4 protein-coding genes and 1 pseudogene are annotated in these 3,889 nt (G+C 70.4%); 3 read left to right on the top strand and 2 right to left on the bottom strand.

What is annotated here, in order from left to right:
- A partial coding sequence (locus ABZS66_RS57250; protein ID WP_354772696.1) for a hypothetical protein occupies positions 1-603 on the top strand: 603 nt, incomplete at its 5' end.
- A 174-nt stretch (positions 604-777) separates the two neighbouring features.
- Positions 778-1,335, top strand: a complete 558-nt coding sequence (locus ABZS66_RS57245; RefSeq protein WP_354772694.1) for a Uma2 family endonuclease — start codon at positions 778-780, stop codon at positions 1,333-1,335.
- A gap of 5 nt (positions 1,336-1,340) precedes the next feature.
- On the opposite strand, the pseudogene ABZS66_RS57240 reads toward ABZS66_RS57245, so the two are convergent.
- Together ABZS66_RS57240 and ABZS66_RS57235 are read right to left on the bottom strand one after the other, a co-directional pair.
- Positions 1,341-1,844, bottom strand: a pseudogene (locus ABZS66_RS57240) (response regulator transcription factor); the annotation flags it as partial.
- Between the two features lie 229 nt (positions 1,845-2,073).
- Positions 2,074-2,805 carry a VOC family protein gene (locus ABZS66_RS57235; protein WP_354772692.1) on the bottom strand — a complete coding sequence of 244 codons (732 nt, stop codon included), beginning with the start codon at positions 2,803-2,805 and terminating at the stop codon, positions 2,074-2,076.
- A 188-nt stretch (positions 2,806-2,993) separates the two neighbouring features.
- Here ABZS66_RS57235 and ABZS66_RS57230 point away from each other — a divergent pair, with 188 nt between their 5' ends.
- The gene (locus tag ABZS66_RS57230) at positions 2,994-3,569 is read left to right on the top strand and encodes a metalloregulator ArsR/SmtB family transcription factor (protein WP_354772690.1); all 576 of its coding nucleotides are present in this window, start codon (positions 2,994-2,996) and stop codon (positions 3,567-3,569) included.
- The last annotated feature ends 320 nt before the right edge of the window (positions 3,570-3,889 follow it).

Here is a 3,889-nt window from a genome sequence, read left to right as displayed (position 1 = left end):
CACGACACGGTTACTGCCGCCGAGGCGATGACCTGGGCTGTCTACAACGTCGTCGGCTACGCGGCGCTGCCGTACGCCTGGTTTCGTCGCCGCTACAGCGCCGAGCAGCTCTGCCTGCGCTCGACCGACCGGCGGGGCGACGCGTTGGTGATCTTGGTTGTACTGCTGCTGGAGTCGGCTGTGCAGTTGCTGCTGCTCGGAAATGCTGTGCTCGGATTGACCGGCCGGCAGCTGATCCTGGGGCTTCCGCTCACGTTCGTCCTCTACTTGCTCGGCACCGTGCTGCCCACGATGATCTTCGTTCAGTCCGTCCTGGTGCCGCGTTACCGTGCGCTGACCGGTTCGACGGCCGCCACCATCGTGCTCGGTGGTCTGACCTACGCCGCCCTGCATGTTCTTGATGCCTGGACGCTGTTCGGTTCGCCACGCGAGGCCGTGCTCTCGGTGCTGCTGGTGACGATGCTCTATGCCGTACCCGGCGGGTTCAAGACGTTCTTGACGGTGCGTACCGGCAACGCCTGGGTGCATGCCTGGGCCTATCACGCCGTCGCCCCCCACCTGTTGCAGGACGCACCGTTGACAGTGCGGATATTCCGGCTCTGATGCCTGCCCGAGCGTGTCGGCGGCGTGAGGAGTCTGCTGCGGTGGCCACCTCACCGCAGCCGTCAAGCGGCCGACCGGGTTACGCCCGCTCAGCCCACTCCCCACCGAATTTCGTCTCCGCGACCGGCCGGCATGGCACCCTTGTGGGAGGATTCGTCAGGGGGTGGATCGCCGATGAGTGTGGCCGTGCTCGAACATGTCGGTCCATGGAGCGAGGACGAGTACCTCGCGCTCGGCGAGACCGCGAATCGGATCGAGCTTTTTGACGGGAGCCTGCTGGTGAGCCCGGCACCGAGCACGCGCCATCAGCACATCTCCCGGCGGCTGGCCAACCTGATCGATGCGTCGGCCGACGCGGCCGGCCTCTGGGTGTATGAGGCGGTCAACGTTCGCCTGGCCAGCGGCCGGATCTTCATCCCGGACCTCGTGGTGACACCCGTTGAAGATGTCACGATGATCGATGCTCGGGACGTCGCGCTCGTGGGTGAGATCGTCTCGCCCGGCAACGCCGGCACCGATCGCGTGTTGAAGATGCAGCTTTATGCTGCGGCCCGAATCGAATGGTATCTGCTGATCGAGTCGGAGCAGCCCGACTCGCTGACGCTGAGGCTGCTTCAGCTGGACGGCAAGCATTACGTCGAGCATGCGATCGCGAAGGACGGCGAGACGCTGACCGCCGACGGTCCGTTCGCGATCGCGATCGACATCAGCGCGCTCCAGCGTCGCCGATAGTCGGCTCAGGGCTCGTCGTCGCCCGAGGTCACCAGGCCGTGCTCGTAGGCGTAGACCACCGCCTGGACCCGGTCCCGCAGGCCCAGCTTCATCAGCACCCGGCTCACGTGGGTCTTCACCGTGGGCTCCGAGACGATCAGGCGGTCGGCCAGCTCGGCGTTGGACAGGCCCCGGGCCAGCAGGCGGAGGACCTCCAGCTCGCGCTCCGTCAGGATCTCCGTCCGGGCGGCGGCCAGGTCCGCCGGGGGTGTGCGCAGGAAGCGGGCGATCAGCCGCTGCGTCACGGCCGGGGCCAGGAGGGCCTCGCCCGCCGCCACCGTGCGGACGCCCTCGGCCAGCTGGCTCGGTGGGGCGTCCTTCAGCAGGAAGCCGCTCGCGCCCGCGCGGAGGGCGGAGTAGACGTACTGGTCCAGGTCGAACGTCGTCAGGACCAGGACCTTCGGGGCGTCCGGGCGGGCCCGGATGCGGCGGGTGGCCTCGATGCCGTCCAGGTTCGGCATGCGGATGTCGCCACGAGCAGGCTCGGGAACGGGAAGGTGCTGTCCTCCGAACCCTCGATCGCCCACACCCGCACGCCCAGCACCGCGATCAGCAGGGCGAGCGCGACCAGCGGGGCGCGGCGGCGGTACAGCAGCGGAGCGGTGACCCCGAACGCGAACGCGACCCGCTCCCACCACCGGCCCGGGCCGCCCGCGGCGAGCGCTCGGCGTGGTGCTGATGCGAACCTCGAGCGGCGCGTCAGCCGAGGGCCGCTAGGAGCTCCGGGATCGGCTCGATGACCAGGATCGTGCCGCCGGCCGGGTCGGCCAGGAACGCGGCCTGGCCGACGCCCGCGTCGATCGGGCCGGCCAGGACGCGGCCGCCCAGCGCCGGGGTGCGGGCGACGACGTCGGCGCAGTCGGCGACCTGGAGGATCGTCCGCCAGTGGGGCGGGGTGCCGGGCGGGTACAGCTCGCCCATCAGGCTGATGCCGCCCACCACGCGGTTGTCGGCGAGCCACTCGTGGTACTCCATGTTGGCCTCGGTCTCGCCGGCGCGCTCGGTCCAGCCGAAGACCTTGCCGTAGAAGTCGACGGCGGCGGGCACGTCGCCGGTGCACACCTCGCTCCAGCACACGGCGCTCGCCTCGTCGATGACCTGGGCGCCGGCGAAGCGGCCGCGCTGCCAGACGGCGAACACGGCGCCGCTCGCATCGGCGAAGACGGCCGTGCGGCCGCGGGTGGCGACCTCCGTCTCGGGCTGGAGCACGGTACCGCCCGCGTCCACCACCAGCTGGGCCGTGGCCTCGATGTCCTCGATGGAGACGTGGGTGAGCCACATCGACGGCCGGCCCGGGGCGGCGGCCAGCCCGGCGACGGCCAGGTCGCGCAGCAGGAACACCGTCGAGCCGTCCTCGGCCGTGGTCGCCGTCCAGCCAAGAAGCTCCTGGTAGAAGGCAGAAGCGGCCGCGGCGTCGGCGCTGTGGAGCACCGCCCAGCACGGTGTCGCGGGGCCGTACCCTCGAACTCGCACTACCGTTCCTCTCGCAGATCTTCGGCGGGAACGATAGTCAAACGTCTGACTTTCGGAGATCCTCCTAAGGGATCACAGTTCCTGCGCATGTGGCTGGACATCCATGCCGTGCGCTACGCACCGTGACCCGCTCTACGCTGGGTGGCGTGGCTGAGGAGAACTCCGGGCGGCGGGCCCAGGTGCGCGACGCGGCGACCATGCGGGCGCTGGCGCACCCGGCGCGGATCGCGATCATCGACCGGCTCTTCACCGGCGAGCCCGCCACGGCCACCGAGCTCGCCGAGGTCAGCGGGCTGTCGCCGAGCGCCACCAGCTACCACCTGCGCGAGCTGGCCAAGGCGGGCATGATCGAGGAGGCGCCCAGCCGCGGGGACGGCCGCGAACGCCTCTGGCAGAGCCAGCTGCGCGGCCTGAACGTCGAGACGCCGCCGGAGCGGGGCGCGGCCGAGCGGGCCGCCGATCGGGAGCTGACGCAGCTGTACCTCGACCGCGAGGACCAGCGCGCCCGCGAGTGGCTGGCGCGGCGCGACGACGAGCCGTACGAGTGGTACCGGGCCGCTACGGCCGCCGGCGTGCAGGTGGTGGTCACGGCTGAGGAGATGGAGCAGCTCAACACCAAGATCCTGGCGATTCTGGAGCCCTTTGCGCGGCGGAACCGTACGGATCCCCCGGAGGGCGCCCGCCCGGTGGACGTGAGCTACCGCGTCGTCCCCCGCCCGTAGGCTCTCGGGCCGCCTTACTGGTCGGCGTCGTCAGTGGCGTTCTGAGCGACATTTGTGGCGGGCGCCGGCTGTGGCTGATCGCCATGCTGGGCCACTCAACATCATGATCACGAAGAGTTCGGGTCGTCGGTGAGTGTGATCGCGAAGACTTTTGGTCGCCCTGGGTGCAGGAAGTCTTCGGGATCATGGACGGCCCACCCGTGGCGCAGCCCGAGCACCGGTCCGAGCAGCAACGCCTTTACGTGATCATGGCCGTGCCCGCGCAGGCCGTGCCCGCGCAGGCCGTGCCCGCGCAGGCCGTGCCCGCGCAGGCCGTGCCC

It is taken from the genome of Dactylosporangium sp. NPDC005572 (genome assembly GCF_040605515.1).
GTDB lineage: Bacteria > Actinomycetota > Actinomycetes > Mycobacteriales > Micromonosporaceae > Dactylosporangium.
Note: the sequence above shows the minus strand (reverse complement) of the source record. Positions and strands in the feature narration are given on the sequence as shown.